This window comes from Mucilaginibacter humi (assembly GCF_013087555.1).
Window position 1 is genome coordinate 23,677 of sequence record NZ_JABFCR010000011.1, and the last position, 23,018, is coordinate 46,694.

General features: G+C 39.9%; 34 protein-coding genes and 1 pseudogene. 29 read left to right on the plus strand and 6 right to left on the minus strand.

Annotated elements, in window-relative coordinates:
* The first annotated feature begins 56 nt into the window (after positions 1-56).
* Together HK413_RS03685 and HK413_RS03690 are read left to right on the plus strand one after the other, a co-directional pair.
* Positions 57-431 (plus strand): Hsp20/alpha crystallin family protein, encoded by a 375-nt coding sequence (locus HK413_RS03685; RefSeq protein WP_317169251.1) that lies wholly within the window; start codon positions 57-59, stop codon positions 429-431.
* 392 nt (positions 432-823) lie between these two features.
* Positions 824-1,216, plus strand: a complete 393-nt coding sequence (locus tag HK413_RS03690; protein WP_394353125.1) for a thioredoxin family protein — start codon at positions 824-826, stop codon at positions 1,214-1,216.
* Between the two features lie 127 nt (positions 1,217-1,343).
* Here the strand turns inward: HK413_RS03690 and HK413_RS19235 are convergent, their stop codons facing one another.
* Both HK413_RS19235 and HK413_RS03695 read right to left on the minus strand, forming a co-directional pair.
* Positions 1,344-1,448: a DUF520 family protein gene (locus HK413_RS19235; RefSeq protein ID WP_317169252.1), complete on the minus strand. Its 105-nt coding sequence runs from the start codon at positions 1,446-1,448 to the stop codon at positions 1,344-1,346.
* 28 nt (positions 1,449-1,476) lie between these two features.
* The gene (locus tag HK413_RS03695) at positions 1,477-1,755 is read right to left on the minus strand and encodes a DUF520 family protein (RefSeq protein WP_262886770.1); all 279 of its coding nucleotides are present in this window, start codon (positions 1,753-1,755) and stop codon (positions 1,477-1,479) included.
* 242 nt (positions 1,756-1,997) lie between these two features.
* On the opposite strand from HK413_RS03695, the gene HK413_RS20635 reads away from it, so the two are divergent.
* The 11 genes and pseudogenes from HK413_RS20635 (at position 1,998) to HK413_RS03730 (ending at position 9,534) form a co-directional block, all read left to right on the plus strand.
* Positions 1,998-2,825 carry a polyphosphate kinase gene (locus HK413_RS20635; protein ID WP_246229682.1) on the plus strand — a complete coding sequence of 276 codons (828 nt, stop codon included), beginning with the start codon at positions 1,998-2,000 and terminating at the stop codon, positions 2,823-2,825.
* A 5-nt stretch (positions 2,826-2,830) separates the two neighbouring features.
* On the plus strand, positions 2,831-3,484 hold the full coding sequence (locus tag HK413_RS20640) for a phospholipase D-like domain-containing protein (protein WP_246229684.1): 654 nt from the start codon (positions 2,831-2,833) through the stop codon (positions 3,482-3,484).
* Positions 3,485-3,489: 5 nt separating this feature from the next.
* Positions 3,490-3,792 (plus strand): hypothetical protein, encoded by a 303-nt coding sequence (locus HK413_RS20645; RefSeq protein ID WP_317169253.1) that lies wholly within the window; start codon positions 3,490-3,492, stop codon positions 3,790-3,792.
* A 28-nt stretch (positions 3,793-3,820) separates the two neighbouring features.
* Positions 3,821-4,042, plus strand: coding sequence for a hypothetical protein (locus tag HK413_RS20650; RefSeq protein ID WP_317169254.1), 222 nt, complete (start codon positions 3,821-3,823; stop codon positions 4,040-4,042).
* A complete protein-coding gene (locus HK413_RS22570) occupies positions 4,039-4,245 on the plus strand; it encodes a hypothetical protein (protein WP_449406785.1) in 207 nt (68 codons plus the stop codon). The genes HK413_RS20650 and HK413_RS22570 overlap by 4 nt, the downstream gene beginning before the upstream one ends.
* Complete coding sequence (locus HK413_RS03705) at positions 4,224-4,931, plus strand: Ppx/GppA phosphatase family protein (protein WP_449406786.1); 708 nt, start codon at positions 4,224-4,226, stop codon at positions 4,929-4,931. The genes HK413_RS22570 and HK413_RS03705 overlap by 22 nt, the downstream gene beginning before the upstream one ends.
* 156 nt (positions 4,932-5,087) lie before the next feature.
* Positions 5,088-5,657: a UbiX family flavin prenyltransferase gene (locus HK413_RS03710; protein WP_175269183.1), complete on the plus strand. Its 570-nt coding sequence runs from the start codon at positions 5,088-5,090 to the stop codon at positions 5,655-5,657.
* A 119-nt stretch (positions 5,658-5,776) separates the two neighbouring features.
* Positions 5,777-7,095 (plus strand): annotated as a pseudogene (gene mtaB / locus HK413_RS03715) (tRNA (N(6)-L-threonylcarbamoyladenosine(37)-C(2))-methylthiotransferase MtaB).
* Between the two features lie 28 nt (positions 7,096-7,123).
* Positions 7,124-8,296, plus strand: coding sequence for a prolipoprotein diacylglyceryl transferase (locus HK413_RS03720; RefSeq protein WP_175269184.1), 1,173 nt, complete (start codon positions 7,124-7,126; stop codon positions 8,294-8,296).
* Entirely contained in the window at positions 8,289-8,777 is a 489-nt protein-coding gene (locus tag HK413_RS03725; protein WP_175269185.1) for a GtrA family protein, read from the plus strand. The genes HK413_RS03720 and HK413_RS03725 overlap by 8 nt, the downstream gene beginning before the upstream one ends.
* On the plus strand, positions 8,743-9,534 hold the full coding sequence (locus tag HK413_RS03730; RefSeq protein ID WP_175269186.1) for an inositol monophosphatase family protein: 792 nt from the start codon (positions 8,743-8,745) through the stop codon (positions 9,532-9,534). The genes HK413_RS03725 and HK413_RS03730 overlap by 35 nt, the downstream gene beginning before the upstream one ends.
* 149 nt (positions 9,535-9,683) lie before the next feature.
* Here HK413_RS03730 and HK413_RS03735 read toward each other — a convergent pair whose 3' ends face one another.
* Together HK413_RS03735 and purB are read right to left on the minus strand one after the other, a co-directional pair.
* Positions 9,684-10,235, minus strand: coding sequence for a NifU family protein (locus HK413_RS03735; RefSeq protein WP_175269187.1), 552 nt, complete (start codon positions 10,233-10,235; stop codon positions 9,684-9,686).
* 195 nt (positions 10,236-10,430) lie between these two features.
* The gene (purB, locus tag HK413_RS03740) at positions 10,431-11,774 is read right to left on the minus strand and encodes an adenylosuccinate lyase (protein ID WP_175269197.1); all 1,344 of its coding nucleotides are present in this window, start codon (positions 11,772-11,774) and stop codon (positions 10,431-10,433) included.
* Between the two features lie 195 nt (positions 11,775-11,969).
* Between purB and HK413_RS03745 the strand changes: the two genes are divergently transcribed.
* The 13 genes from HK413_RS03745 to HK413_RS03770 all read left to right on the plus strand — a co-directional run bounded on the left by HK413_RS03745 (position 11,970) and on the right by HK413_RS03770 (position 19,400).
* Positions 11,970-12,464 carry a TetR/AcrR family transcriptional regulator gene (locus tag HK413_RS03745; RefSeq protein ID WP_175269188.1) on the plus strand — a complete coding sequence of 165 codons (495 nt, stop codon included), beginning with the start codon at positions 11,970-11,972 and terminating at the stop codon, positions 12,462-12,464.
* Between the two features lie 202 nt (positions 12,465-12,666).
* Positions 12,667-12,918 carry a hypothetical protein gene (locus HK413_RS16565; RefSeq protein ID WP_246229686.1) on the plus strand — a complete coding sequence of 84 codons (252 nt, stop codon included), beginning with the start codon at positions 12,667-12,669 and terminating at the stop codon, positions 12,916-12,918.
* Positions 12,919-12,967: 49 nt separating this feature from the next.
* Positions 12,968-14,023 carry a TolC family protein gene (locus HK413_RS03750; RefSeq protein WP_246229688.1) on the plus strand — a complete coding sequence of 352 codons (1,056 nt, stop codon included), beginning with the start codon at positions 12,968-12,970 and terminating at the stop codon, positions 14,021-14,023.
* Positions 14,024-14,042: 19 nt separating this feature from the next.
* Positions 14,043-15,146 (plus strand): efflux RND transporter periplasmic adaptor subunit, encoded by a 1,104-nt coding sequence (locus tag HK413_RS03755; protein ID WP_175269189.1) that lies wholly within the window; start codon positions 14,043-14,045, stop codon positions 15,144-15,146.
* Between the two features lie 89 nt (positions 15,147-15,235).
* Positions 15,236-16,045 (plus strand): efflux RND transporter permease subunit, encoded by an 810-nt coding sequence (locus HK413_RS19245; protein ID WP_262886771.1) that lies wholly within the window; start codon positions 15,236-15,238, stop codon positions 16,043-16,045.
* Between the two features lie 38 nt (positions 16,046-16,083).
* The gene (locus tag HK413_RS19250; RefSeq protein ID WP_317169258.1) at positions 16,084-16,917 is read left to right on the plus strand and encodes an efflux RND transporter permease subunit; all 834 of its coding nucleotides are present in this window, start codon (positions 16,084-16,086) and stop codon (positions 16,915-16,917) included.
* A gap of 189 nt (positions 16,918-17,106) precedes the next feature.
* Positions 17,107-17,400, plus strand: a complete 294-nt coding sequence (locus HK413_RS16575) for a hypothetical protein (RefSeq protein ID WP_246229690.1) — start codon at positions 17,107-17,109, stop codon at positions 17,398-17,400.
* A gap of 118 nt (positions 17,401-17,518) precedes the next feature.
* A complete protein-coding gene (locus HK413_RS19255) occupies positions 17,519-17,836 on the plus strand; it encodes an efflux RND transporter permease subunit (protein ID WP_317169259.1) in 318 nt (105 codons plus the stop codon).
* Complete coding sequence (locus HK413_RS19260) at positions 17,806-18,192, plus strand: efflux RND transporter permease subunit (RefSeq protein ID WP_317169260.1); 387 nt, start codon at positions 17,806-17,808, stop codon at positions 18,190-18,192. Before HK413_RS19255 ends, HK413_RS19260 begins: the two co-directional genes overlap by 31 nt.
* The gene (locus tag HK413_RS19265) at positions 18,146-18,325 is read left to right on the plus strand and encodes an efflux RND transporter permease subunit (protein WP_262886772.1); all 180 of its coding nucleotides are present in this window, start codon (positions 18,146-18,148) and stop codon (positions 18,323-18,325) included. Before HK413_RS19260 ends, HK413_RS19265 begins: the two co-directional genes overlap by 47 nt.
* On the plus strand, positions 18,322-18,576 hold the full coding sequence (locus HK413_RS16585) for a hypothetical protein (protein WP_246229692.1): 255 nt from the start codon (positions 18,322-18,324) through the stop codon (positions 18,574-18,576). The genes HK413_RS19265 and HK413_RS16585 overlap by 4 nt, the downstream gene beginning before the upstream one ends.
* A gap of 206 nt (positions 18,577-18,782) precedes the next feature.
* Complete coding sequence (locus tag HK413_RS03765) at positions 18,783-18,959, plus strand: TetR/AcrR family transcriptional regulator (RefSeq protein WP_175269190.1); 177 nt, start codon at positions 18,783-18,785, stop codon at positions 18,957-18,959.
* A gap of 153 nt (positions 18,960-19,112) precedes the next feature.
* A complete protein-coding gene (locus HK413_RS03770) occupies positions 19,113-19,400 on the plus strand; it encodes a hypothetical protein (protein WP_175269191.1) in 288 nt (95 codons plus the stop codon).
* Positions 19,401-19,596: 196 nt separating this feature from the next.
* Here HK413_RS03770 and HK413_RS03775 read toward each other — a convergent pair whose 3' ends face one another.
* Positions 19,597-20,031 (minus strand): hypothetical protein, encoded by a 435-nt coding sequence (locus tag HK413_RS03775; RefSeq protein ID WP_175269192.1) that lies wholly within the window; start codon positions 20,029-20,031, stop codon positions 19,597-19,599.
* Between the two features lie 97 nt (positions 20,032-20,128).
* Positions 20,129-21,274, minus strand: coding sequence for a nucleoside recognition domain-containing protein (locus tag HK413_RS03780; protein WP_246229694.1), 1,146 nt, complete (start codon positions 21,272-21,274; stop codon positions 20,129-20,131).
* A gap of 200 nt (positions 21,275-21,474) precedes the next feature.
* Here HK413_RS03780 and HK413_RS03785 point away from each other — a divergent pair, with 200 nt between their 5' ends.
* The 3 genes from HK413_RS03785 (at position 21,475) to HK413_RS03795 (ending at position 22,879) form a co-directional block, all read left to right on the plus strand.
* Positions 21,475-21,909, plus strand: a complete 435-nt coding sequence (locus tag HK413_RS03785; protein WP_175269193.1) for a DinB family protein — start codon at positions 21,475-21,477, stop codon at positions 21,907-21,909.
* Between the two features lie 191 nt (positions 21,910-22,100).
* Positions 22,101-22,331 carry a hypothetical protein gene (locus HK413_RS14710; RefSeq protein WP_217452034.1) on the plus strand — a complete coding sequence of 77 codons (231 nt, stop codon included), beginning with the start codon at positions 22,101-22,103 and terminating at the stop codon, positions 22,329-22,331.
* A gap of 113 nt (positions 22,332-22,444) precedes the next feature.
* Complete coding sequence (locus HK413_RS03795; RefSeq protein WP_175269194.1) at positions 22,445-22,879, plus strand: OsmC family protein; 435 nt, start codon at positions 22,445-22,447, stop codon at positions 22,877-22,879.
* Positions 22,880-23,018: the final 139 nt, after the last annotated feature.

Here is a 23,018-nt window from a genome sequence, read left to right on the forward strand (position 1 = left end):
TAGTAAAATTTAACAGAGAGGCAAAAAACAATTTAGTGAATCCGTTTTTTAACGACGTGTATTCAATATTAAACGACTCGTTTTTAAACGAAAAATTAGCTACCCGTACACCTGCGGTAAACATTGCAGAAAATGATAACCAGTTTGAAGTTGAATTGGCTGTACCGGGCTTAAGCAAAGAAGATATCAAAATAAATTTAGATAAAAACGTATTGAGCGTTTCGGCTGATAAGAAAACTGAAACAACTGACGAAACAAAAAAATATACCAAACGCGAATACAGTTTTAGCTCATTTTCAAGGTCATTTACCTTACCTGAAAGTGCAGATCAATCAAAAATAGAAGCTGATTATACGGCCGGTATTTTGAAGCTGACTATCGCTAAAAAAGAAGAAGCTAAATTTCAATCAAGAGAAATAGCTGTAAAATAATATTATCGGCAACCCGAAAGCTCGGAAGTGAGAACGATTAGTGCGAAAGTCCGGCTTTTGGACCCCGATATAAGGTACCAAAGATAGTTTTCATAAGTAGTAAAGTTGGTTTAGTTTGAGAGAAGGCCACCCCAAAAGGGTGGTCTTTTGTTTTAACAATGTGTGTTTATTGTCAATATTTTTATTCATTAACCCATCCCTTACCTAATAACCCCCGCAATTATTATCTTTAAATTTTAAACAGCTTATTTTATGAAAAAATTATTGCTCATTGCAGCTATTATTATTTTAGGCCGGGGGTAAAGGCACAAACCGCCGAACCTACGGCTAAACCTATTAAACGTACAGATACGGCTAAGTTATATCACCCTAATGCCGATGCGAAAGCAGATATTGCCGCTGCGGTAAAACAGGCAGCTGCCAGCCATAAAAATGTATTGCTGCAATTAGGCGGCAACTGGTGCATATGGTGTATTTATTTTAACGACCTGGTAAAAAATGATGCAGAGTTGGATAAATACCTTCGGGCAAATTACGTTGTGGTACACGTAAACTATAGCCCTGAAAACAAGAACGAGAAAGTGTTGGCTGATTTGGGTTACCCGCAGCGTTTTGGTTTCCCGGTATTTGTGGTGTTGGACGATAAGGGCAAAAGATTACATACTCAAAATTCAGCCTACCTTGAAGAAGGTAAAGGCCATAGCAAAGCAAAGGTGATGGAGTTTTTCCAGAACTGGTCTCCGGCAGCAATTGATCCTAAAAGTTACGAAACTAAAGCTAAGTAAGTTGTAGTTGAGTGTCATTTCAGCAAACAAAAAGACCGCATGGAAGGCGGTCTTTTTTGTGTAATAAGTGTTTTGCTTAGATGTTTCACTTCAAACGGTCTATAAATGGACTAATCTTAAATAGTCGTTAGTCCCGCATATTAATATACTGCAACGGCTGATCAAAATCCTCTTTACGGCACAAGGCAATAACGGCTTGCAGGTCGTCTATCTTTTTGCCTTGTACGCGCACTGGTCGTCCATAATGCTGGCCTGTACTTTCAGTCCGCTATCTTTAATTTTTTCACTATTTTCTTGGCAGCATCCTGGTCAAGACCTTGTTTTACCTTGATCTCCTTGCGGATCATATTGCCTGATGCAGCTATCTCCTTGCCGAAATCCATTGCTTTCGGATCGAGTCCCTGCTTAACCATGCGGCTGATGATAGCATCCTGTATGGCCTTAACCCGCATATCGTTCTCGGTAACAATGGTTACCACGTTGGTTTTCTTTTCAAGCTCTATGGTGCTTTTCGAGTCGTTAAAGTCATAACGGTTCAAAATTTCTTTTTAGCGATGTTGATAACGTTGTCCAGTGTCTGGCCGTCAATCTTGCTTACTATATCAAAAGTTGGCATAGGGTGAAGTGTTTATAATGAGATGCAAAATTAGTATTTATACAATCATAAAATCAAATAGTTAAATTTAATGTTTTAAAATATGCAGGTTAGCAATCTCTTAATATTAACTTAACAAATAAATAAGCAGATTTGCATACAGGGCTGCAAAGCACTAAGTTTTATATGGATATTAAACGAATACCTTTAATTAACAGGGAAATAAGCTGGCTGTACTTTAATGAACGTGTTTTGCAGGAAGCTGCAGATGCTACAGTGCCCTTAATTGAACGGATAAGGTTTTTAGCCATATTTTCGTCAAACCTTGATGAGTTTTACAGGGTAAGGGTAGCTACCTTAAGCCGCCTTACCGGCCTTAACGAAAAAGCGAAAGAGATATTGGGTTACAACCCAAAAAAGGTACTAAACCAGATAAAAAACATCGTTGTAAAGCAGGAGCGCAAGTTTAACGACCTGTATGAGAACATCATTGTTAAACAACTTGCCGAAGAGAAGATCTTCCTGTTAAACGATAAGCAGTTAAACGTGGCCGGGGGTAACTTTGTTAAAACTCTCTTCCGCGAAAAGCTGTTGGCTACGCTGGTACCCATAATGCTGGATAACACCACGGTACTACCTGAATTGCGCGACCGTTCGATATACTTCTTTGTAAAGCTTACTAAAGAGAAAAAGAAGACCTACGCGCTGATTGAGATCCCTGATAATCTTTCAAGGTTTACCGTACTGCCCGAAACCAATAACCTGAAGTTTATTATCCTGCTGGATGATATTATCAGGTATAGTTTAGAGGATATCTTCTTCATATTCGATCATGACAATATCGAGGCTTACTCCATACAGTTAACCCGTGATGCCGAGCTCGACCTGGATAAAGAGGTAAGCGGCAAGTTTATAGACGCCTTATCAAAGAGTCTGCAAAAACGTAAAAGAGGCAAGCCTATGCGTTTGCTTTATGATTCGGAAATGCCGCATGATATGCTGAAGTACCGGTAACCAAAATGAACCTGCACGGCGAAAATCTGATCCCGGGTAACCGTTACCATAATTTTAAAAACTTTATATCATTCCCCAACGTGGGTACGCCCGAACTGGAGTATCCAAGATATCCTGCATTGCCGGTTGATGGGCTGACGTTCGACAAAAGCTTAATGGCTATGATAGCCAAACAGGATTATCTGATCAGCACGCCGTATCAAACGTACGATTATGTTATCCACTTTTTAAGAGAAGCCGCTATTGACCCGAAGGTAAAGGAGATAAGTATAGCGGTATACCGTTTGGCTGAGAACTCGCGTATTATGCACGCGTTGATAAATGCTGCTAAGAACGGTAAAAAAGTAAACTGCCTGGTTGAGCTGCGTGCCCGCTTTGATGAACAAAACAACATAACTTGGAGCACCCGTTTAGAGGAAGAGGGTGTAAACGTAATTTACGGGATTGATGGTTATAAGGTACACTCAAAAATATGCCTGGTAAGGCGAATGGATAAGGAAAAGGATACTTATTACGCCTGCTTATCTACCGGTAACTATAACGAAAAGACCGCCAGGATGTATGCCGATCATACATTGCTTACCGCTAACAAAAAATTACCACTGATCTGGTTGAAGTTTTTAAAGCTATTAATAAAGGAGTTTTACCTAAAGGGTTAAAACATTTGATCGTATCGCCAATTGATTCGCGTCCGTCAATTACCAAATTGATAGACAACGAAATAAAGAATGCCAAAGCCAAAAAACCGGCTTATATGATCCTGAAAATGAACAGCCTGGCCGATGAACAGTTAATTACTAAACTATACCAGGCCAGTAACGCGGGTGTTAGGATACAATTGATTGTAAGGGGCATGTGTTGCCTGGTGCCGGGTGTGAAAGGCTATAGCGAAAATATTGAAGTGATAAGTATTGTTGACAAATACTGGAGCATGCCCGTGTGCATATTTATTGCAACGGGGGGATGAACTATTGTACCTGACATCTGCCGATTTTATGACCCGTAACATTGATACCCGGGTTGAGGTTGGTTTCCCGATATATGATAAGAAGATCAAAAAAGAGATCCGAGACATCATTGATATCCAGTTGAATGACAACACCAAATCGCGCGAGATAAACATCCAGAACAACAATAAATACCATAAAACAAAATCGGCATTACCGGTAAGGGCGCAGATAGATATTTACAACTACCTAAAGAATAAAACAAATTGAGATACGGGGCAATAGACATAGGGTCGAACGCGGTAAGGTTACTTATCGCAGATATTAAAGAAAACGAAGGAACGGTATCATTTAAAAAGAATACGCTTATCCGTGTCCCTGTTAGGTTAGGCGACGACGCATTTTTAAGCCACTATATATCGGAGAAGAAATCGGCCGACTGGTTAAAACCATGCAGGCTTTCCGTAACCTGATGGATGTTTATAAAGTTAGCGAATATATGGCTTGTGCCACATCGGCCATGCGCGAAGCAAAAAACGGCGGCGATGTGGTTAAGCAAATTAAAGAACAAGCTGATATCAATATAGAAATTGTACACGGCCAGGTTGAAGCTAAAATAATCTACGCCAGTCATGCCGAACAGAATATAGATAAAAATAAAAATTACCTGTACATTGATGTAGGTGGGGGCAGTACAGAGCTTTCCTTATTTTCGTCGGGCGACTTGGTTGCGTCCAAATCATTTAATATTGGTACTATCCGGATACTGGACAACCAGGATACCGAAGAATCATGGAGTTCAATGCGTGATTTTATTCGCGAGCATACCCGCCACTTTAAAGGCCTGCTTGGCATAGGTACCGGTGGTAATATCAATAAGCTTTACAGATTATCCGAAGAAAAAAACAATTCGCCAATGACTTTTGGTAAACTTAAATCGCTTTATGATTACCTGGATTCGTTTTCATTAAAAGACAGGATTAACGTGTTAGGGCTAAACCAGGACAGGGCAGACGTTATCATCCCGGCTTGCGAAATTTACCTGTCAGTAATGAAATGGGCAGGCATAAAAAACATTTATGTACCAACAGTTGGTATGGTTGATGGCATCATTCAGACCCTGATAGATGAAAATTATGTGAAAACTGTGTTAAAATAATTTCAATAAATTGTTTTTTTATTAAAAAAGTGTTATTACATTTGTTGTGCCCTCTCAAAGGGCATGTTTTTCATAGGTAGATGTAGGGTCGGGTACTTGTATTCGACCCTTTTTTGTGCCTATAACTTTCCTACCTTTGGCTTGTTAACAATAATCATGAAGAAAAAAATTGTAGTCGCCATTACCGGCGCCAGCGGATCTATATATGCCAAACTATTATTGGACAAGCTGCAAAACTTGAATAGTCAAGTTAAAGAGGTTGCCGTAGTGATGTCTGACAATGCAAAACAGGTATGGCAATTTGAGCTGGATAACGAAGCTTATAATAAGCTGCCCTTTAAATTTTACGCCAAAAATGATTTTATGGCGCCGTTTGCATCCGGCTCTGCCAGGTTTGATACTATGGTAATTGTACCCTGCTCTATGGGTACCCTGGGCCGCATAGCCGGCGGCATCTCAGACGATTTGATAACACGAGCCGCCGATGTGATGCTAAAAGAGCGTCGCAAATTAATATTGGTGGCCCGCGATACGCCATTAAATCTCATCCATATCCGCAACATGGCAACCGTTACCGAAGCCGGAGGTATCATCTGCCCGGCTGTTCCGTCATTTTATAATAAACCGCAAACAGTAGAGGAGGTGGCTTTAACCGTTGTTAACCGGGTAATTGATTTGATAGGATTGGAGAATGATAGCTACCGGTGGGGAGGAAATAATGAGTGATTTAGTGAATGTGTGAATGAGCGAATAAGATTTATTCATCTTATTTCGTCATTATTAGATCATTCCATCAATCACTCATTCCATCATTCACTCATTATAATTATCTTTGCGGCTTGATAATGAATAAGAAAGTAGCTTTTTATACACTGGGTTGTAAACTCAATTACTCGGAAACCTCAACACTGGGCCGCCTGTTTAGCAACGCGGGTTTTGATACGGTTGACTTTACCGATACCCCCGATGTATATGTTATAAATACCTGTTCGGTAACTGATAATGCCGATAAGAAATGCAAAAAGGTTGTAAAAGAAGCCTTAAAAGTATCGCCTAACGCATACGTAACTATTGTTGGTTGCTATGCACAATTAAAGCCCAAAGAGATTGCTGAAATACCGGGCGTTGATATGGTTTTAGGCGCCGCAGAGAAGTTCCAGATCATTGATCATATTACCGATCTTACCAAAAATCCCAAAGCATTAGTCTATAATCAGCCGGTATCTCAGGCTAATGAATTTATTCCTGCTTTCTCATTTGGCGACCGTACCCGTACTTTCCTTAAAGTACAGGATGGCTGCGATTATTCATGCACATTTTGTACTATACCATTGGCACGCGGCGCCAGCCGGAGCGATACTATTGAAAGCGTAATAGAGCAGGCCAAGCAAATTGCGGCATCAGGTGTAAAGGAAATTGTACTTACAGGTGTTAATCTTGGTGATTACGGTATAATAAACGGTAAACGCGAAACCAAATTCTTTAACTGGTGCAGGCATTGGATGAAGTGGATGGTATTGACCGGATAAGGATCTCATCTATCGAACCAAATTTATTGACCGATGACATCATTCAATTTGTTGCCGCCTCAAAACGTTTTGTACCGCATTTCCATATCCCATTACAATCAGGCTCAAACAAAATATTAAGCGGCATGCGCCGCCGTTATAAACGCGAGTTGTATGCTGATAGAGTTGCAAGAATAAAACAGTTAATGCCCAATTGCTGTATAGGAGTGGACGTGATAGTTGGTTTCCCTACCGAAACCCGGGAGGATTTTATAGATACCTACAACTTTTTAAACGATCTGGATATTTCTTACCTGCATGTATTTACTTACTCTGAGCGCGAAAATACCCTTGCTGCCCAAATGGGTGGGGTAGTGCCAGGCTCGACCCGTGCTGACAGGAGCAAGATGCTGCATATACTGTCTGACAAAAAGCGCCGTGCGTTTTACGAAAGCCAGCTGGGCCGCACCGAAGAGGTTTTATTTGAGGGCGATATTAAAGATGGCTACATGCACGGTTTTACCCGCAATTACGTAAAGGTAAGAACCAAATTCGACCCGGTTTTAGTTAATGAGTTAAAAACCATAACCTTAACAAATATTTCACCTGATGGTGATGTTGAAATAACCGAAAGCGAAGAAATATTAGTACATTAACTACTATATTCGTAGCAAATTATTTTCTATGTTTCCAAGTGTCAGTTCGCTCTTACAATATCTTTTCGGTTGGGATGTTCCGTTGCCTATACAAACCTTTGGTTTTTTTGTAGCGCTTGCTTTTATGGCTGCCTATTGGGCATTCGTGCAGGAGTTTAAGCGTAAAGAAAAACTGGGCTATATCCATACTTTTGAAAAAGAAGTAACCGTTGGCTCGCCAATTACCGCCGTTGAACTGGTTGGCAACTGCTTATTTGGATTTTTGTTGGGCTATAAACTGTTGGACATGGTATTTAATTACCATGCTATGATCGACGATCCGCAGACCTTCCTGTTATCAACCCATGGCAATTTTATTGGCGGTATTATTTTAGCCGCTTTATTTGGCTATTGGGCCTATGCCGAAAACAAGAAACAAGTTTTACCAAAGCCGGTTAAAAAGACAGTTAAAGTTCACCCTTACGAGTTAATGGGGAACATTCTTTTATGGGCAGCCATCTGTGGTTTTGCCGGTGCTAAACTTTTTAACGCGTTAGAGAATTGGGACGAGTTTATGCGCGACCCTGTAGGGATGTTAATTGGTTTTAGCGGACTTACTTTTTATGGCGGATTAATATGCGGCGGTGCTGCGGTACTTTATATAGCTAATAAACACGGTATTACCTGGCGCACCATGCTGGATATTGGCGGCCCGGGTATGATGCTGGCTTACGGCGTCGGCCGTATAGGCTGCCAAATGGCGGGTGATGGGGATTGGGGCATACCTAATACTGCACCCAAACCAGGCTGGTTAAGCTGGGCGCCTGACTGGATGTGGAGCTTCAAATACCCGCATAACGTAAGCATGGAAGATCAGGGTAATAAAATTGCCGATTGCGTTGGTAAATATTGTAATGAATTAAGATTACCGGTATACCCAACTCCTTTTTATGAATCGGTAGTTTGTATATTACTCTTCTTCTTTTTATGGAGCATTCGCGACAGGATCAAAACACCGGGTGTAATGTTTGGTATTTATATGATATTAGCCGGAGTTGAGCGCTTTTTGGTGGAGCTTATCCGGGTAAATACAAAGTATCATGTAGCAGGCATACCATTCACCCAGGCCGAATTGATATCTTTATTTTTAGTGATTGGAGGCTCAGCTTTAATTTTTACAGGAGTGAACAACGTAAAAAAGAAAGCGGTTAAGCATGGCTAATGTTTCCTTAAAACAAAGTATCTTCAATAACCAGGTAGTGCGGTTTGTGTTTTCGGCCGGAATTGGTTTTTTGGTTGATATTGTTGCTTTTTACCTGTTAGATCATAATTTCCTTGAGCGGCCAACCTATAATATGTTCGGGTTTACGTTTGATAATTATACTTTATCGCTGGCAATTTCTTTCTTTATGGGCGTGGTGGTTAATTTTTTAATCACTAAGTATATTGTATTTAATGAATCTGTATCGTCGCCCACCAAGCAATTCGTTCGCTTTGTGTCAGTAGCTATCATCGGATTTTTTGCTAACCTTATTTTACTGGATATTTTCATCAGGTACATAGGTATGTATCCACCTGTAGCACGTGTATGCGCCGCGCTAAGCTTGTTCTTCGCCAGCTTTTTTGTACATAAATTTTTCTCATTCAGCCTATCATTAAGACACCATCATGCAACTGGAGCAAATAGCAAAGCAGGTAATTGAAATTGCTAAACAAGCCGGCGATTTTATCCGCCGGGAAAGAAAAACTTTTAATAGCGATAAGATAGAATACAAAGGACTTAACGACCTGGTATCCTACGTAGATAAAACTGCCGAAGGTATTATCGTAGCCGGGTTAGAAAAGGTATTGCCTGCTGCCGGTTTTATTACCGAAGAGCAAACTAAAACGCATATAGCCGACCAATATAATTGGATCATTGATCCGCTGGACGGCACGACTAATTTTATTCATGGCGTACCTTCTTATTCGGTAAGTATTGCGCTTAAAGAGTATGATGATCTGGTTTTAGGCGTAGTATATGAGATCAATCTCGACGAATGCTTCTACGCACGGAAAGGATCACCGGCTTACTTAAACGGGACAGAAATCCACGTAAGTAAAGCACCAAAAGTTGCTGATAGTTTAATTGCAACGGGGTTCCCTTATTATGATTTTGGAAAACAACAACAGTATATTAACCTGTTTACTTACCTGATGAAGAACTGTCACGGTCTACGCCGTTTAGGCTCGGCCGCTGTGGATTTGGTTTACACAGCCTGTGGACGTTTTGATGCGTTCTACGAGTATAACCTAAACGCACGGGACGTAGCTGCCGGTATTGTAATAGTGCGCCAGGCAGGAGGGCAGGTAGTAAACTTTAGCGGTGGCGATGAAGTGTTAGATACCCGCGAACTGATAGCTACAAATGGAAAGATCACTAATGAGTTGGTAGAAGTGGTTCAGCAACAATTTAAGTAATGTCACTAATCGCACGAATTTATTCGAATTTCACGAATTGATTTTTACTGTAAAAACAAAGCGAATCATACTAACCTCTTTAAGGTTAAAATCATTCGCTTCAAAAACTAATTCGTGAAATTCGAATAAATTCGAGATGATTCGTGTAATTATAGCGCTTCCGACACTACTTCCTGAACTTCAGGAACCATGCGTTTAAGCAAATTTTCGATACCTGCTTTTAAGGTGATGGTTGATGACGGGCAGCCGCTGCATGAACCGCGAAGCTCGACAGTTACCACGCCTTCTTCGAACGAACGGTAGGCAATAGCGCCGCCATCCTGCTCAACAGCCGGGCGTACGTAGTCATTTAATATTTGCTGGATCTTTATTTCGATGTCTGTACCTTCGAATGAAATATCGTCGGCCTGCTCTTCGATCTGTACTTTTAACTCAGATTCAACCGCGCCTTTTACAAACTCTTTTAGTATCGGTTCGATATCGGCCCAGTCAGTACCTTCGGTTTTGGTAACCGTAACAAAGTTACTGGCGAAGAATACGCCGTTTACAAACGAAAATTTATATAATTCTTTAGCGAACGGTGATTTTTCTGCACTCTCTTTAGTCGCGAAATCGGCGCTTCCATTAATAAGCAGCTTGTTCACAATGAACTTCATTGTGGCCGGGTTTGGCGTTGATTCGGTATATACGTTGATATTCATCTTGGTGTCTATTTATTTACTTAACAAAGTTAAATAGCTTTTTAATAAAATACTATGCCAATTTAGTTATGACCTGTTGGTGACGGTGCTTTTTCTATAATGTCAATTTGAAACAGGTACGAGTGAGAAATCTTATACATAGTGCTACTTGTCGCTAATATAAGATTTCTCCCGTTGGTCGAAATGACAAGTTGGTTATATCCCCGTATAATTACTCGGTGTAATCCTCTTAATCTCTTCCTTAACGCTATCACCAACTTGCAAAGTATCCACAAACTCAGCTATAGTTTGCGCGTTAACCTGCGTATTGGTACGTGTAAGCTCTTTTAGTGCTTCGTACGGGTTTGGATAGCCTTCGCGCCTTAAAATGGTTTGTATGGCTTCTGCTACTACCGCCCAGTTAGCTTCTAAATGTGCATTAAGTGCAGGCTCATTTAATAATAATTTACCTAAACCTTTAACAGTTGATTTAATAGCGATTAGTGTATGCGCTACCGGCACACCTATATTACGCAATACGGTCGAGTCGGTAAGGTCCCGCTGTAGCCTTGATATAGGCAACTTGGCAGCAAGGTGCTCAAATATCGCGTTAGCAATACCTAAGTTACCTTCAGAGTTTTCAAAATCGATAGGGTTTACTTTATGAGGCATGGCTGATGAACCTACTTCGCCGGCCTTAATTTGCTGTTTAAAGTAGTTCATAGATATATAGGTCCACATATCGCGGTCAAGGTCTATCAGGATATTATTGATGCGTTTTAATGCATCGCATTGCGCGGCAAAATTATCGTAATGCTCTATCTGGGTAGTGTATTGCGAACGGGTTAACCCTAAAATATTATTTACGAAGTTGTTACCAAAATCTTTCCAATTGATATCGCCATAAGCAACATTATGCGCGTTAAAATTACCAGTAGCTCCACCAAACTTTGCCGATGTTGGTACCTGTTTTAATAAAGCCAGTTGGTTCTCCAATCGCTCAACAAAAACCCGGATCTCTTTACCCAAACGGGTAGGCGACGCAGCCTGTCCGTGTGTATGTGCCAGCATAGGCACTTTATCCCAGTCAGCTGCATATTTCTTTAATAGGTCTACTACTTCATTTATGGCCGGGTAATAAACTTCATCTAACGCTAACTTAAAGGTATAAGGGATAGCGGTATTATTAATATCCTGCGATGTCAGGCCAAAATGGATAAACTCTTTATATTCCTGCAGGTTAAGCGCGTCAAACTTTTGCTTGATAAAGTACTCAACCGCCTTAACATCATGGTTGGTTATCTTTTCGATATCCTTAATGCTTTGCGCGTCGGCTTCGGTAAAATTTTTATAAATATCGCGTAACTTTTCTTCTAAAGTTTTATCAAAACCCTGTAGTTGCGGCAGTGGGTGTTGGTATAGCGCTATAAAGTATTCTATCTCAACAAACACCCGGTATTTTATCAGGGCATATTCCGAGAAGTAGGCGCCAAGGGCTTCGGTAGTTTTTCGGTAACGGCCATCAATGGGTGATATTGCAGAAAGAGGTGTAAGTGTCATGGTTGGTGATTTTGTGCAAAGGTAATAATTTGGCTTATTAACCGGCACTGGGTTCTATAAGCAGCGTGAAATATTTGTCACAAATTGTCCAATAGTTAAAAAGTCAAGCGTCATTACTAAGTAATGTTGAAAAGTTTTGTCCGATGGAAACTTAAAAATCTAAAAATGTTTCCATAGTTTTGACCAATTAATAAAATGAGTCAAACAGATAGGATAATAGCAGGTGGGGAAGAGCTGTTTTTAACGGCAGGGATAAAAAGTGTAACGATGGATGACATAGCTAAACACTTAGGCATGTCAAAAAAAACCATCTACCAGTTCTTTAAAGATAAAAACGAGTTGGTGATAGCTTTGGTTAAAAAGAAGCTGCAGCAGGACGAAGATCAGATGTGCGAGATCATGCTCAATTCTGAAAACGTTATTGGGGAGATGATTAATATGATGAAAGTTTCGCAAGAGATTTTTTCGCGTATTAACCCCATAGTAATACACGATCTGCAAAAATATCACCCTGAAGCGTGGAAACATTTTCAAACTTTTAAAGCTAATGTAATCGTACATACACTCGAGGAGTTGCTTACAAAAGGTATTAAGCAGGGTTATATACGGCCCGATATTGATGTTAAAATAATGGCGCGTATGCGGGTTAACCAGTTGAAATGGGTTTTAACCCAAATATTTTCCCGATAGCTGAATTTAGCACCTGGAAAGTGCAGTACCAGCTTTTAGAGCATTTTAATTTTGGCATTTGTACCCTTAAAGGGTATAAATTATTAAATGAGTATAAAAATATAAGCGACGAATAATTCCTGCTGACATAGGGCTGTCATCCGGAGTGAGTTATTTTGAAAAGACAATTAAATAAATAGTCAACTAAACACCATATTACACAATGAAATATATTTTAATTACAGCGGCCCTGATTGGCACTATAGCTTTAAATAGCTATGCGCAACAGGCCCCTCCAGCTTTACCACCGGTGACATTTAGTCTGGCCGATTGTATAAAATATGCCTATGAGCATCAGGATTCGGTTAAAAATGCCAGCCTTGACGTACAAAGTGCAGGATATAAAGTGAAAGAAACCATTGGGAGCGGTTTACCACAGATCAACGGAACTATTTCGTTCCGAGGATTTTATTAAGCCGCCTACAACAGTAGGTCCAAACGTATTTGGCGGCGGGCCGATAGATTTGAAAGCGCCGTTGGTGGCTTTCCCGTTTGGTGCTGTGAAGTATAACAATACTTACTCACTGCAAATGACCCAGCTTTTATTCAGCGGTACATTTATAGTAGGATTACAGGCAGTTAAAACATTCAGGGAACTTTCAGAGCGCAGTCTGGTACGTTCAAAAATTGAGACCAGTGTAAATGTTACCAAAGCTTATTACCGGGCATTGGTAAGCAATGAGCAGATAGGTTTACTGGATGCAAATATCGCACAGTTAAAACAAACGCTTGATCAAACCACACAGCAAAACAAACAAGGCTTTGTGGAAAAAATTGATGTAGACCGCTTGTCAGTGCAGTACAATAACTTGGTTACAAACCGTGATAACGTTGCCCGTTCATTGATATTGAACTACCAAATGTTGAAATTTCAGATGGGTATGCCTGTTGAGCAGGAGCTGACATTGACTGATAAGCTGTCAGATGTAAACATAGATCAGCAAGTAGTGACAGATACTGCGTTTTATCATAACCGTATAGAGTATAAATTATTGCAAACCAATGTAACTTTAAACGAGTTAGATGTTAAAAGCAAAAAGGCTAACTTTTTACCAACTGTAGCTTTAGCAGCAGGTATTGGTAATGTGTTTCAGGAAAATCAATTTAAGTATTTGTATAACCATAATTACTATAATAGCTATATCGGTTTAAATGTAAATATCCCCATCTTCACAGGCGGGCAACATTTAAACCAGTTAAAGCAATCGCAAATAAGCGTGTATAAAGCACAAAACGATCTGCATAACGCCACTAACGGTTTTAAGCTACAGGCAAATGCAGCAAGTATTATGTTTACCAACAGTATCCAATCGCTTAATAACCAAAAACGCAGCCGCGAATTGGCCCGTGAAGTATTAAGGGTAGCAAAAATCAAATACCAGCAGGGGGTAGGCTCAAGCATTGAGGTTACACAGGCACAAACTGAAGTAGAAAACGCAGACAATCAATACATACAAGCACTGTATAATGCCTTAATAAGCAAAGTAGATCTTGATAAAGCATATGCACGCATTAACTAAAACTAAAATCACTATAAAAATGAAAAAATTAATATACATACCAGCCTTATTGTTGTTAGCGGCATGCTCGCATAAACCAAAGGATAAAGCCGCCGAGTTAGCCGATCTTAAAAAGCAGCAGGCCGATATAAATGCAAAAATTACTGCACTGCAAGCGCAAATTACCACTACCGATTCGGCTAAAACTACCGAAGTGGGTGTTGTAACTGTAAAAGCAGGAACGTTTACCAATTATGTTGATTTGCAAGGAAAAATTGATGCCGAAGAAAACGTAACCGCTTATCCGCAGGCACAAGGTATTATTACTGCTATAAATGTAAATGTTGGTCAGCATGTAAGCAAGGGCCAAACATTGGCACAGTTAGATAATAGTGTGCTAAAACAAAATATCTTACAGATTGAAACCCAAGGTTGGTTTGGCCCGCACTTTATTTCAGCGCCAAAAAATCTTTGGGATCAAAAGATAGGTACCGAAGTGCAGTATTTACAGGCACAGGCTAATTTACAATCAGCCGAAAAACAACTGGCAGCTGTACGTCAGCAAGCTGATATGTACCGAATCAAATCACCTATAAACGGTACGGTTGACCAAATGGATCTTAAACTGGGCCAGGCTGCTATGCCGGGTGCCACAGGTATACGTATTGTTAATGCCGACTTGTTAAAGATCAAAGCCGATGTTCCTGAATCATATGCGGGTAAGGTAAATACCGGCAATACAGTTAAGGTAATGATACCAGATGCCAACGATTCGCTGGTAACTAAAATTACTTTTGCAGCTAAAGTTATTGACCCTGTATCTCGCAGCTTTCCAATTGAAGTAAAACTGCCATCACGTAAAACACTACGTCCAAACATGACCGCAGTTTTAAAAATTGCCGATTACTTAAACAACAGCGTTATTACTGTTCCTATCAAAGCTATTCAAACTTCAGAAGCAGGCGCTTACGTGTATGTTAATGAAAACGGTGTTGCCAAACGTAAAACTGTAAAGCAAGGTGCCACATCGGCCGGTCAGTCTGAGATTTTATCGGGCCTAACCAGTGGCGACCAGGTAGTAGTAGAAGGTGCAAGCGATATTGAAGAGGGTGACAAATTGAAAGTTGTTCAATCAGGTAATTAATCCTATAAAACATTCGATCTAATGAAAGATCTTGAAAAGAATTTGGACCCAGTAGTTGGGCCATAGAAAATAAAACGGCCGTATACGTAATGGTATTTTTAATTACGGTACTGGGCCTTATAAGCTACAATAACCTGCCGAAAGAAAACTTTCCGGATATTGCACAGGATAAAGTGTTTGTTACCACGCAGTATTTGGGGCAGTCGCCGCAAAATATTGAGATATTGGTTACAAGGCAGATAGAGAAAAAGTTAAAATCATTAAAGGGCCTTAAAAAAGTTACATCAAACTCTTATCAAAATGTATCTATCATTACCTGCGAGTTTAACGGTAACATATTAATCAAGGATGCTAAAACAGATGTAAAAGAAGCTGTTGATAAAGCAACGCCTGATTTGCCGCAGAATGATAATAACTTAAAAGAGTCTACCATATCTGATATTAACGTAGCCGATTTACCTATCCTTTATATCAACATATCTGGTAATTATGATCTGAAAAAGTTAAAGGAATATGCTGATAACTTAAAGGACGATATTGAGAGCTATAAAGAGATCTCGAAAGTAGATGAGATAGGTGCGCTTAAACCGGAGATACAGATAAATGTTGATCTGAACAAGATGACGGCTGCGCAGGTTAGCTTTGATGATATTACCAGGGCGATTGGGGCAGAAAACATCATTACATCTGCAGGTACATTAAAAATCGATGGCATGAGCCGTGCTATTGACATTAAACAGGATTTTAAAAATGCCGACGAAGTTAAGGCTATGGTTATTCGTAACCCTAAGGGCCAGGCTATTTATCTGCGCGATATTGCTGAAGTGAAAGATAGTTTCCACGAACAGGAAAGCTACGCACGTTTAAAAATACCAAGGATAATGATTTTAAGAGCGTAATCACGTTAGCAGTTAGTAAGCGTGCCGGCGAAAACCTGATAGAGGCATCTGACAAGATAAACCAGTTAATTGTAACCAAGCAAAAAACAGTGTTCCCTAAAGGATTAAACATTGTTGTTACCGGCGATCAATCTGACAAAACCCGTACTACTATTAATGATTTGGTTAACACCATCATTATAGGTTTTATGCTTGTAACCATTATCCTGATGTTTTTTATGGGTACAACAAACGCGTTGTTTGTGGCGTTATCGGTACCGCTATCTTGTTTCATCGCCTTCCCGGTTATGCCGGTAATAGGTTTTACACTAAACATGATCGTGCTGTTCTCCTTCCTGCTCGCGTTGGGTATTGTTGTGGATGACGCGATTGTGGTAATTGAGAACACGCACCGGATATTTGGTAATGGTAAAGTACCAATCAAAGAAGCAGCCAAAGCAGCGGCAGGCGAGGTATTCTTGCCGGTATTCTCTGGTACCATGACTACTTTGGCTCCGTTTATCCCATTAGCGTTCTGGAACAGTTTGATAGGTAAGTTTATGTTCTTCTTGCCTATAACACTGATTATTACTTTATTAGCATCATTATTAGTGGCTTATATTATTAACCCGGTTTTCGCGGTTGATTTTATGAAACCTCACCATGAAGGCGAGCATGATAACCCTAAGTTTGATAAAAAAGTACGCCGTGCTTTAATATACTTAGCTATAGCTGCTGTAGTAGGATACCTTATAAACTTTGGTATAGGTAACTTTGTGGTATTGGCCGCTGGTTTATACCTGTTAAATCACTTTGTTTTACTACAGGTTATTGATAAGTTCCAGACGAATGCCCTGGCCGCGTTTTCAGGCATGGTATGCCCGTTGGATTGAGCGTGCAGTACAACGCCCGTGGTGGGTATTGTTTGGTACCATAGGCTTATTTATTTTTAGCATATTCTTCATGGTAGCCCGTGCACCAAAGGTGGAGTTCTTCCCGCAGGCCGATCCAAATTTTGTGTTTGTGTACATAACACTGCCTACAGGTACTCACCAGATTATACCAATGAGGTTACTAAGAAATTGGAGGCAAAAGTTGCGCAGGTTGTTGAACCGGATAAAGACATTGTATCATCTGTAATATCAAACGTTACTGTAGCGGTTACCGATCCACAATCAGAAGATCAGGGTAACTATGCCAATAAGGGTAAGATAAGTGTGGCCTTTGTTGAATTTGGTAAACGGAATGGTAAAAGCACCCGAGATGTGCTGAACCGCATCCGTAAAGCAATTACAGGTTCTGTACCGGGCGCTAAATTATCTATCGACCAGAAAACGGCGGCCCGCCAACTCAAAAAGATATCAGTATTGAATTGATCGGTGATGATCTGGATTCGCTGGTTAAAACATCAGACCGTTTGAAGAAATACCGGCTAAACAAAATATAGCAGGTATTGAAGAGCTGATACCCGATGTACAGAGTGATAAACCTGAAATTGTATTTGATATTGACCGCGAGCGCGCCAACCGCGAAGGCATAAACAGCCAGCAAATAAGTATGGCATTGTTTACCAGTATTTACGGTATGAAAGCGGCCGACTTTAGAAATACTAAAGAAGATAACTACGAGATTAATATCCGGGCACAGGAAAATCAGCGTAATAACATCGACGCAATCCGTAACCTTAAGATCACTTATCGTGATATGGCAACGGGTGGTGCAGTGCGCCGGTACCAATATCGGCCTTTACAAATATCAGGTATACCAATACCTATAGTAATATTAAACATAAGCAGCAAAGGCGTGTGTTAACCTTAGGATCAAACGTTATAAAACCGTTTAATGCTAACGAGGTTAATGCCAATATACAACGTGCTTTAAACGACTTTAAAAGACCGGATAGCATCTTGATTAAAATGGGTGGCGGTCAGGAAGATCAGCAGGAAGCAATGATGTTCCTGTTGTCAGCATTGGGCGCCTCATTTGGTTTGATATTGATCATACTGATGATCCAGTTTAACTCGATAGGCAAAACGTTTATCATCATAAGCGAGATCCTGTTCAGTATCATCGGTGTGTTCCCCGGGTGTAAGCATTTTCGGGATGACTATTACTATAGTAATGACGGGCGTAGGTATTATAGCACTGGCGGGGGTAGTGGTACGTAACGGTATCTTACTGGTTGAGTTTACTGATCTTTTAATGGAGCAGGGCCAAAACCTGCACGATGCCGTAGTTGAAGCAGGCCGTACCCGTATGACACCGGTTGTATTAACAGCTACAGCTGCTATATTAGGTTGATACCATTGGCTGTAGGCTTTAATATTGACTTTGTAGGCTTGTTTACTGAATTTAAACCACATATTCACTTTGGTGGTGATAACGTAGCCTTCTGGGGGCCGTTGTCATGGACAATGATATTTGGTTTAGGTTTTGCAACTATAGTAACCTTAATACTGGTACCATGTATGTATATTATTCACTTTAACCTTAAGCAAAGGTTTAAAGGCGAAAAGGTGACCCATAAAACAAAGGCAATTGCAGCTGAGTAATAGTTAACAAATTACAAAAAAGCCGCCCGGATTTCGGGCGGCTTTTTTGTTTGGCGGCTCGTCAGTTTCAAGTTTTTTAATCGCAATGTAAATTATCTGTTAATGTTGCGCGTTTAAACACTCAAAAGATGTTCTTGGGGTTATTAATGTAGAATTTTTGATAATTTTGTTTAAATAGTCAGTTTTTGCATATTAATAATCTACAAATGAGCTCAGGAAGCGATCAGCAGGATATAAAGAGGGAGAAGATTTTAGATGCCGCCTACCAAAGGTTTTTACATTATGGTTATTCAAAAACCACGATGAATGAAATAGCAGGTGATCTGTCATTTTCAAAGGCCTTGTTGTATTATTATTTTCCTGATAAGAGCCGGTATACATAGCAGTGATGCGTAAGCTGGCCGGCAAGTATATTCAAGATCTTCAAAACGAGCTTAATGAGTACAACGATCTTAAACAAGCGTTTACCATACAAATAGGTATTAAACACAATTTTATCGTTAAGAACTATAATTTCTTTGATTTTTTTAGGGTTAATGAGCAAAACCTGCCAGACACCATCTGGGAAATTATTACCGAAATACACCAAGGCCGAGCTGGCTTTACTAAGTGCAGCAATTAAAGCCGAAGCAAATAAAGGTACTATAAAACCGGTTGATAATCCGGAAGAAATAGTTGACTTATTATTAGATGCTTTGCATGGGGTAAGAGTGAGCGCGGTATCTTTTAAAAAGGCAATGTTCCCGCAAAAAGAGCATCTTGATGAGATTCATACCAAGCGTTTATTATTGCTTGATATTTTTATAAAAGGCCTAACCCATTAATAGTTAGGGCACTGTCACCTTGCAGTAAAAAATATTAGTTACAAGTTTAAACAGCTAACTTATTAATACCTTTGAATAAAATATTTAACCAGATAACAATTAAGTTAATTATATAAAGATACTTCTAAAGTTAAGAGGTGATTGTTTTAGAGTGATTAAGCAGGCCGGGAGTAAAATCCCAGTCTGCTTTTTTGTTTTAACGTGTGGTTAAATCAATCAGCGACCAGTTCTTTTGCTTATCAACTTGCCCGCCATTGTATTTTAAAACTATCTTAAATTCGGTATTAGTCTTTTCGCCGCTGTTGTTGCTTGTTTCAACAGATGACTGGATTACATACACTGAATCAGATTTTTTACCAAACTGGTACTTGCTGTCAGAAAAGTTAGCGCTTGATGCTGCCAGGGTAGGGCGGATAAAATCTTTGGCAATGGCGTAAGCATCGTCGCTGTTAGGTAATCCTTTAAAAAAACTGGGTTTTAACGAACCGGTAAATGTAATTTTTACTACAACAGTAATTGCTATTAAACAAATAACAAGTAATACACCCAACACTTTGTTGCCGCTTTTTCTTTTAGCCGCTTTCTCCTTAAAAAATTGTTCTGTTTTGTCTTTTTGTAAATTGTTTGGCATATAATAAGTATATAATTAATGCTTTAAAGTTAAAAAATTATCACCCATAAATGCGGGCGGAGTGCAATTATACTTGTTGTAAATACAACCGGAAGATTTAACCAAAAAACAGGTAAGACATTAATATAGCAGTTACTATCCCAAAAAGATCAGCAATAAGCATAGCGGGTACTGCATAGCGGGTCTTCTTTATACCGATCGATCCAAAGTACAGCGCGACGATGTAAAATGTAGTATCAGCAGTACCATATAGTACGCTTGATAGGTGCCCGGTAAAACTATCAACGCCAAATGTTTTTAAATTATCCAGCATCATAGCCCGTGCACCCGATCCGCTTAAAGGGCGAATAATAGCTATAGGTATAACATCGGTAAAACGGGTATCCATATTAGGGAAATGGGAGAATACCCACTTAAAGCCATCGCCAATATAAGTTAATGCCCCACAGGTCCTGAAAAGGCTTACAGCTACCAGCAAGCCAACCAGGTAGGGTATAATTTTAACGGATACTTCAAATCCTTCTTTAGCACCATCAATAAAAGCTTCAAACACATTTATTTTTTTGCGAAGACCGCCCAGTATAAATAATACAGGAATGGTTAAATAAACAACATTGCTGAATACTTTAGAAAACTCGCCAATTTGCTGCTTGTTTAAAAAAGCCACAAAGTACCATATCATTAATGCAATAGCTGCGGTTATACCACCCAACCAGCTAATAACCACCCTGTCAAACAAATTTATTTTTTGTTTAATGCTTACAATTATTAATCCTGCTAATGTGGCTACATAAGTGGCTATAATACATGGGATGAACACGTCAGTAGGGTCTGCCGAATGATAGATGGCACGCTGTGCAATTATGGCAATTGGTAAAATAGTTAACCCTGAAGCATGTAAGGTTAAAAACATGATCTGCGCGTTTGACGCGGTATCGCTATCCTTATTAAGAGTCTGCAAACCATTCATAGCTTTTAGCCCAAATGGAGTAGCGGCATTATCCAATCCCAATAAATTAGCCGAAAAGTTCATCATCATTTGGCCCACCGAGGGATGGTCTTTAGGTACCTCAGGAAAAAGCCGGTTAAAAAATGGCCCAACTATACGCGACAGGAAGTTAATGGCCCCGGCGCGTTCGCCAATTTTCATAATACCCAACCATAACGACATAATACCCACCAACGGTAAGGCAATATCCATAACAGCCGCTTTTGAGGTGTCGAACGTACCCTCTGCCATCATCTTAAATATTTCGGTATCGCCAAAAAATATCAGCTTAATTAGGCCAATAACAAAAGCAATTAAAAAAAAAGAATACCCAGATGTAATTTAAAGCCATGCGTTGCTATCTAATTATGGAGTTGTGAAAATATGCAAATGATTTTGATTGTGGCATATTTTACGGCTCATTTTTAATTATCTTCAATTAATATATATTGATAGTGAAAGATACGATCCAGCATTTAGCCGCCGCTATAGACGATTTACTGACTTATGATCTGCAATCTATTGATTGGGATGCAAAGTCCGACCCTAACAGGTGGTCGCGTAAAGAAATTATAGGGCACCTTATTGACAGCGCGCAAATTAACCTGCAACGTTTTGTACGCTGTACCTACGAAGAAAATTTTAAACTGACCTACGAACAGGTAGAGTGGGTGGAGGTACAACATTACCAGGACGAAGATATCAACGAGATTTTAGAACTATGGCGCTTGTTAAACTTCCAGATCATACGTGTATGGAAAAATTACCCGGCAAACAGGTTAGGGGCTTTGTGTGATAATAGTAAAAACGAGATCACCCTGCACACCGTCGAGTTTTTGGCGCATGATTATGTTGCTCATTTGAAACATCATTTAAGGCAGGTATATTAAATGGTACAGTTACCGCAACCGTCAGGGTATTCTGGTACACCGTTAGCTAAAAAACTGGGTATCAAGCCGGGTTTTAAGGTTATGCTGATTAATGAACCAGCGCATTATTCCAGCCTCTTTACCGATATGCCAATGGATATGCAAGTTATAAATGATGGATCAGAAAAGAAGGACTGGTACACTTCTTCGCCATGCAAAAGAAGGAATTGTTTGATTTGCTGCCGCGATTAAAAGCGCAAATCACACTAAACGGCATTATATGGGTGTCATGGCCCAAAAAAGCATCAAAGGTTATAACGGATGTTACCGAAGATACCATAAGGAACTACGCCATAAGTATCTGCCTGATTGATATTAAGGTATGCGCTGTAGATGAGGTATGGTCGGGTTTAAAATTGGTTATCCCGGTTAATTGCAGATAGCGAACTTATGACTGTATTTTACATTTGAATGTTTTTTAAATTACAGAAATGTTGATTTGCCGCAAAGTTTACTCCTGCAAAAGTCATAACTTAGCACACTTGTTACATAGATTATGCCTACTATAAAATTAGAACGCGTGCATGGCGATTTTGGCTTTGCCGCAAGCGATGAAAACGGACACACTGTTAATATGGACAGTAGCCCCGAAAGTGGCGGCCAAAACTTTGGCGTGCGCCCCATGCAAATGCTGTTAATGGGATTGGCCGGTTGCTCGGCCATTGATGTTATCATGATCCTTAAAAAGCAAAAGCAGGATGTGCAGGATTATAAAATGGTGGTAAACGGCGATCGTGAAGCCGGTAAAGAACCATCATTATGGAAAAATGTTACTGTAGAGTTCCATTTATACGGTGATATTGACCAGGATAAGGCTAACCGTGCGGTTGACCTTTCAATTAATAAATATTGTTCGGTTGCGGCAACTTTAGCGTTAGCCGGCGCCGAAATTAAAACACAGGTTTTTGTACATCCTGTGGTTAAATCATAATACCTTATATAATGTCATCTAAATTCGACCCTATAACCCAGGCTGTCCGCATTCAAACAGAACGGACTCAACAACAGGAACATTCCACACCTTTATATTTAACCAGCAGTTTTATATTTGACGAAGCCGAAGCAATGCG

Bases quoted from the DNA above. Each gene is read 5' to 3' on its own strand.
- HK413_RS20640 (WP_246229684.1), top strand. From the start codon at position 2,831: ATGAACCTGCACGGCGAAAATCTGATCCCGGGTAACCGTTACCATAAT.
- HK413_RS19245 (WP_262886771.1), top strand. From the start codon at position 15,236: ATGGTATTTTTAATTACGGTACTGGGCCTTATAAGCTACAATAACCTG.
- HK413_RS03765 (WP_175269190.1), top strand. From the start codon at position 18,783: ATGAGCTCAGGAAGCGATCAGCAGGATATAAAGAGGGAGAAGATTTTA.
- HK413_RS19265 (WP_262886772.1), top strand. From the start codon at position 18,146: ATGACGGGCGTAGGTATTATAGCACTGGCGGGGGTAGTGGTACGTAAC.
- purB (WP_175269197.1), bottom strand. From the start codon at position 11,774: ATGACACTTACACCTCTTTCTGCAATATCACCCATTGATGGCCGTTAC.
- HK413_RS20650 (WP_317169254.1), top strand. From the start codon at position 3,821: ATGACCCGTAACATTGATACCCGGGTTGAGGTTGGTTTCCCGATATAT.
- HK413_RS03725 (WP_175269185.1), top strand. From the start codon at position 8,289: ATGGCTAATGTTTCCTTAAAACAAAGTATCTTCAATAACCAGGTAGTG.
- HK413_RS03745 (WP_175269188.1), top strand. From the start codon at position 11,970: ATGAGTCAAACAGATAGGATAATAGCAGGTGGGGAAGAGCTGTTTTTA.
- HK413_RS03710 (WP_175269183.1), top strand. From the start codon at position 5,088: ATGAAGAAAAAAATTGTAGTCGCCATTACCGGCGCCAGCGGATCTATA.
- HK413_RS16565 (WP_246229686.1), top strand. From the start codon at position 12,667: ATGAAATATATTTTAATTACAGCGGCCCTGATTGGCACTATAGCTTTA.
- HK413_RS03775 (WP_175269192.1), bottom strand. From the start codon at position 20,031: ATGCCAAACAATTTACAAAAAGACAAAACAGAACAATTTTTTAAGGAG.
- HK413_RS03705 (WP_449406786.1), top strand. From the start codon at position 4,224: ATGCAGGCTTTCCGTAACCTGATGGATGTTTATAAAGTTAGCGAATAT.
- HK413_RS03755 (WP_175269189.1), top strand. From the start codon at position 14,043: ATGAAAAAATTAATATACATACCAGCCTTATTGTTGTTAGCGGCATGC.
- HK413_RS20635 (WP_246229682.1), top strand. From the start codon at position 1,998: ATGGATATTAAACGAATACCTTTAATTAACAGGGAAATAAGCTGGCTG.
- HK413_RS03770 (WP_175269191.1), top strand. From the start codon at position 19,113: ATGAGCAAAACCTGCCAGACACCATCTGGGAAATTATTACCGAAATAC.
- HK413_RS03780 (WP_246229694.1), bottom strand. From the start codon at position 21,274: ATGATGGCAGAGGGTACGTTCGACACCTCAAAAGCGGCTGTTATGGAT.
- HK413_RS03735 (WP_175269187.1), bottom strand. From the start codon at position 10,235: ATGAATATCAACGTATATACCGAATCAACGCCAAACCCGGCCACAATG.
- HK413_RS03720 (WP_175269184.1), top strand. From the start codon at position 7,124: ATGTTTCCAAGTGTCAGTTCGCTCTTACAATATCTTTTCGGTTGGGAT.
- HK413_RS03730 (WP_175269186.1), top strand. From the start codon at position 8,743: ATGCAACTGGAGCAAATAGCAAAGCAGGTAATTGAAATTGCTAAACAA.
- HK413_RS14710 (WP_217452034.1), top strand. From the start codon at position 22,101: ATGCAAAAGAAGGAATTGTTTGATTTGCTGCCGCGATTAAAAGCGCAA.
- HK413_RS03795 (WP_175269194.1), top strand. From the start codon at position 22,445: ATGCCTACTATAAAATTAGAACGCGTGCATGGCGATTTTGGCTTTGCC.